This window comes from Lysobacter yangpyeongensis, assembly GCF_042655745.1.
Lineage (GTDB): Bacteria > Pseudomonadota > Gammaproteobacteria > Xanthomonadales > Xanthomonadaceae > Agrilutibacter > Agrilutibacter yangpyeongensis.
Window position 1 is genome coordinate 1 of record NZ_JBHSNM010000014.1, and the last position, 4,472, is coordinate 4,472.

Sequence of the window (4,472 nt, forward strand, 5' to 3'; positions counted from 1 at the left end):
CGCAGATGCCAAGCCACTCAAGCCGCGGAACAAGACCGGGTGCACGATAGGTTTGAACAACCTCTATCCCACCGCGCATAACGCCTGAATTAAGCCGAGCCGCGAAGCGGCTTCGGCTTGAATGAATGGTTATGCAGCCAGGAGAGCCGGAGGACGAGGCTGCTGGAGAGATCTTAGCCCAGGACAATCGGGGCCCGAGAATCACCCCTTGGGGCCTGGAAAGGAATCGGGCGAGCTTTGGCCGGCCGAAGGCGAGGGGCGCCTCTTGGCTGCAAAGGAGGTCACGCGGCGCCGGCGAGTTGCTGGAAGACGCGATGCTTTTGGCGCAGATGCCAAGCCAATCAAGTCGCGGAACAAGACCGGGTGCACGGGAGGCTTAAGCAACCTCTATTCCACCGCGCATAACGCCTGAATTAAGCCGAGCCGCGAAGCGGCTTCGGCTTGAATGAATTGTTAGCCCCTAGCGGCGGAGCCAGCCGTCGAACTGGCAGTGATCTTGGCTTGGGGCACAAAAGAACGCCCAATCAAAGCCCTCGTCGTCTCGATAGTATCGAACGGAGCCGCCATCCTCGATGTGGTCATCGACAGTTTCCTCCCAATCTGCAAATGGGACCCTGTTGGGTTTGGTAAGGGAAAGGCGATCGAAGAACACTTTTGCATCCGATGGGGAGAAACGGAACTCGCCAGAACTGACGTTGAGGTCAAGGTTGTTTCGCTCGTCAATATCGTGAGTGGATCGCGGGAGGACGGATACAGGTAGCCAGGTCTCTCCATTGGCCGCGGCCAGGCTAGCGTAGTGCCTCTCCGCGACGTCCAAGCTGCAGCCGGAGATGATTGCTGCGAATGCGAGAAGGAGAGCTCTCATAGGGGCTAACGCCTGAATTAAGCCGAGCTGCGAAGCGGCTTCGGCTTGAATGAATTGTTAGGCCGCCGATGTTGCCGGGAAGGTTGGGGCTGTGGCAACTGTCCGCTTTTCGGCCCGAAGCCAGAACGGCCGGGGCGCGCTATGAGGGCCCTGAGCGCATCACGGGAATCACGTAATGAGGCCGAGAGATCTGGGTGTGTTGGAGCTACGGGCGCAAACCCGATTGCCTGGGCGCGCGCGAGAATCTCGCCGAAGGACCAATGAGCGCAGCAAAAAATGCTGGCACTCGCTTGAAACCACTCCTTCTGCTTTTGACTTGCTTGCGGCCTAACGCCTGAATTAAGCCGAGCCGCGAAGCGGCTTCGGCTTGAATGAATTGTTAGCTGTCACCGCCACGGATTGAGCAGCTCTATGGTTTGGCGGCTAACAACTACACGGCAATACCAGTCTGACCATCCATTGACGCTATGGCCGGGCATAAACGAGACGACAGGGCATTGCCCGTGGACTGCATGGCGCGAAAATTGATAGAAGGCAGCGTGCTTCGGGGCTGGAACGCTAAAAGAGTGAGTCCCCGATGGGTCATACACCGAAAGTATGGAGCCGTCAGGCGAAATGACCGCTCGATTGCCGGATTCCAAGATCGCTTCCATGGATGTGTCCAGTGACAGCTAACGCCTGAATTAAGCCGAGCCGCGAAGCGGCTTCGGCTTGAATGAATTGTTAGCTGCCAGCTAGAGCAGCCGGTAACCAAAAACGCCGACTAGTGCGGCCCCGCCCCGGGCAACCAATATTGCCGCTAGGGCGAGAACAAAAGACCACCGCCATATTTCATACTTAACGCCAGCGATGCCTAGGCGCTGATCCGCTGCGGCGGAGAGCTTGCGCGCTGAGTCCTCGAGGTTAGAGATACGATCATCAAGGCTCTGCGTGTCACCCGAGGAGAGTACGTGAACTTCACTAACTCCACGAAGTTTTGCGGTCTTAGCCTCATTCACTTGCCGCGAGAAGCCATCGCGATGTGCAAGTTGCTCCCGGATCAGGGGCTCCCACTCCAAGTATGAGAGTGCGACCAAGCCAGAGATGGCGAATAACACCCAGCCAGCCAACTCCGAAATGGTCTGGACGCTACTCGAGCCAAACTTTGCAGTTTGGATGGACGCGGCAAGCAGAGTAAAAACGAGCGCCACGAAATAGTAGCGAAACTGCGACTGCAGCCGCTCTGCTACTTCTAGTTGCTTGATCACGGATGAATCTGTCATGGCAGCTAACGCCTGAATTAAGCCGAGCCGCGAAGCGGCTTCGGCTTGAATGAATTGTTAGGCACCGGCCGGGCTCTTGGGAAGGCAGGCGCCGCACTCTGGGCAAAATCGGTTTACATGGGAAACGCAGTGCCCGTTGGGGCAACGTAACCCCATAAGGAGCCAGTGCTGGCGATAGGCAGATACAAAAACCGACAGCCCCATGCAGTAGAGACTCATCAAGAGCGCGGATGCGTAGCGCAAAGGTTGCAATGATGAAGTGCTAAAGAAGATGTACACGATCAGCAGGATGCACAGACCGTTGAGCCACCAAGGGCTACCGCGATAGACGGCAGTCCACTCCCACTGCAGCCAATCGCCATCGGTATATCTAATTTTCCAGGTAATTATGGCAACAGGGAGAAAAATAAGGATAAGACCGAGCTGAAGAGTGCGCGCGAACTCGCTGGGTGGGCTGGCACCAAATAAGACGGCGACATGCATGGCCGCGCTGCAGAGTAGTCCCAGCAGTGCGATGGTGATAAGTACCTTGAGAGCCGCGAGCATGTTTGACCCGGTGCCTAACGCCTGAATTAAGCCGAGCCGCGAAGCGGCTTCGGCTTGAATGAACTGTTAGGCCACTTACTTGGCAACGGCGAGTGTCGCGCTTTGGGAGGCAACGACCTCAGCGTTGTCTCGGACCTCGCTGGAGTAAGCAGCGGTTTGACCGGACGAATCAACCGTGACGGTGAACGCGACCGAGACCATGCCCTTGACGCCGACGCCGCCAATCTCTGCGCGAGCAGGTGTGCCGGCGCGAGCGACCATGACGGGTTTGGCGAGCACGTTGCCAGTGCGAAGATCAGACACAACAGCGTTGATTGTGTAGGTGTCAGGTGTGGTCCCGTGCGACACGGTGATCTGGACATTGGGACGGGCGCCCATCCAGGCATCCGGCGCAACCGGAGCGGCCGAATCGGCGAGGGCGGAGAAAGATAGGGCGAGCAGGGCGACAGCGAATAGCTTTTTCATGGGACCTCCTTGTTGGTGGGAAAAGTGGCCTAACGCTTAAGTTAAGCCGACTCGTGTAGCGGAGCAAAGAACATGGCAAGCTTTTCCTGCCATGTTGTTTGCGTAGCGAAACGAGTTCGGCTTGAACGCATTGTTAGCCGTCCAGCCCGGAAATTATCAAGCCGAGTGCCCAGAAGACTAATCCAGTTGCAGCCAGTGCAAGGAATGCTTGAATCTGAGCGCACCTAGCAAAGTTCTTAGCGGAAGCAGTGAAGTCCCCGCTCCTAACCTTTGCAAAAGACTTGGACATGAACCACCGCATTGGCCTGAAAGTGGCGCTCTCGAACTCGCGAAAAACCACCTCCATGTCGAGGTTTCCATCCGGCGGTAGATCCCGTATGAAGTCTTTGGCTTGGGACGCGCTCTCCGCTGCGCCCATAACAACAGCGGCCAAGAACTTTTCCACCACGGTCAGGCCTGCCGCGATCAAATAGATGATGGAAGCGCAAGAGACTACGGCGACGTCAAGGTGCTGGCCGATCCCTGGCAGATTGCCAATCACCAACGCAATCGCGCCTCCGGCGCCTGCGATGAGCCAGCTGACAAAGCTGTCAATGACGGCGGATGATTTTCCCGCGGCCATTGTCATCAACCCGCTGGCCAGCACCTTTTCTTGCAGTTGGTCGCTCCCGTTGGCCATGATTTCCCCCTGACGGCTAACGCCTGAATTAAGCCGAGCCGCGAAGCGGCTTCGGCTTGAATGAATTGTTAGGCGGCAAGGGGCTATGGCCGACGCGCGCCCGTGACTTTGCCGTGCTCTGTGCTGCCGAAAAGGCCATACGAAACGTGGACCCCGGTGAAATGGGCGCCTGCGACTTTGCCAGTAAAGGAGTCGTAGGCATCACAGAGCTCGCTGGATAGAAGAATCTCAAGTCTCCCTGCCTCGTAGCTATAGGCAGGGCGCGAGACCTGTGGGCCGTTGGCTGAGACCAGTTGCGCTTGGTACCAGGTGCCAGAAAGACATGTCTCAGTAGGTACATCGGTGAGCACGAAGGTGGACAAGTAGGAGCCCCTGTCACCAGTGACCGAGAACTCCCAAGCTCCTGTAACAGTGCTTGGTGCGGCGCCAGAGGAGTTTGGCAGTTCGGAGGTCTGACGGACCGGCGCGCTATAACACCCGACCGTAAGTGAGACCAAAACTATGAGTGCGGGGAGAGTTTTCATTGCCGCCTAACGCCTGAATTAAGCCGAGCCGCGAAGCGGCTTCGGCTTGAATGAATTGTTAGGCTGCGCCGCGACCAAGCAGGGCAGCCCAGATTGAAGGTGCAACGGCCAGCAAGATTACGACCAGGAAC

Annotated in this window: 5 protein-coding genes; all 5 read right to left on the minus strand. The window is 57.2% G+C overall.

Annotation, left to right across the window (positions count from 1 at the left end):
• Positions 1-460: 460 nt before the first annotated feature.
• Entirely contained in the window at positions 461-865 is a 405-nt protein-coding gene (locus ACFPN1_RS16280) for a hypothetical protein (protein WP_465262157.1), read from the minus strand.
• A gap of 734 nt (positions 866-1,599) precedes the next feature.
• Positions 1,600-2,127 carry a hypothetical protein gene (locus ACFPN1_RS16080; protein WP_386756230.1) on the minus strand — a complete coding sequence of 176 codons (528 nt, stop codon included), beginning with the start codon at positions 2,125-2,127 and terminating at the stop codon, positions 1,600-1,602.
• Positions 2,128-2,184: 57 nt separating this feature from the next.
• On the minus strand, positions 2,185-2,673 hold the full coding sequence (locus ACFPN1_RS16085; RefSeq protein ID WP_386756231.1) for a hypothetical protein: 489 nt from the start codon (positions 2,671-2,673) through the stop codon (positions 2,185-2,187).
• A gap of 75 nt (positions 2,674-2,748) precedes the next feature.
• Positions 2,749-3,138, minus strand: coding sequence for a hypothetical protein (locus ACFPN1_RS16090; RefSeq protein WP_386756232.1), 390 nt, complete (start codon positions 3,136-3,138; stop codon positions 2,749-2,751).
• A 133-nt stretch (positions 3,139-3,271) separates the two neighbouring features.
• Positions 3,272-3,817: a hypothetical protein gene (locus tag ACFPN1_RS16095; RefSeq protein ID WP_386756233.1), complete on the minus strand. Its 546-nt coding sequence runs from the start codon at positions 3,815-3,817 to the stop codon at positions 3,272-3,274.
• Between the last annotated feature and the right edge of the window lie 655 nt (positions 3,818-4,472).

Bases quoted from the DNA above. Each gene is read 5' to 3' on its own strand.
- ACFPN1_RS16280 (WP_465262157.1), bottom strand. From the start codon at position 865: ATGAGAGCTCTCCTTCTCGCATTCGCAGCAATCATCTCCGGCTGCAGC.
- ACFPN1_RS16080 (WP_386756230.1), bottom strand. From the start codon at position 2,127: ATGACAGATTCATCCGTGATCAAGCAACTAGAAGTAGCAGAGCGGCTG.
- ACFPN1_RS16085 (WP_386756231.1), bottom strand. From the start codon at position 2,673: ATGCTCGCGGCTCTCAAGGTACTTATCACCATCGCACTGCTGGGACTA.
- ACFPN1_RS16090 (WP_386756232.1), bottom strand. From the start codon at position 3,138: ATGAAAAAGCTATTCGCTGTCGCCCTGCTCGCCCTATCTTTCTCCGCC.
- ACFPN1_RS16095 (WP_386756233.1), bottom strand. From the start codon at position 3,817: ATGGCCAACGGGAGCGACCAACTGCAAGAAAAGGTGCTGGCCAGCGGG.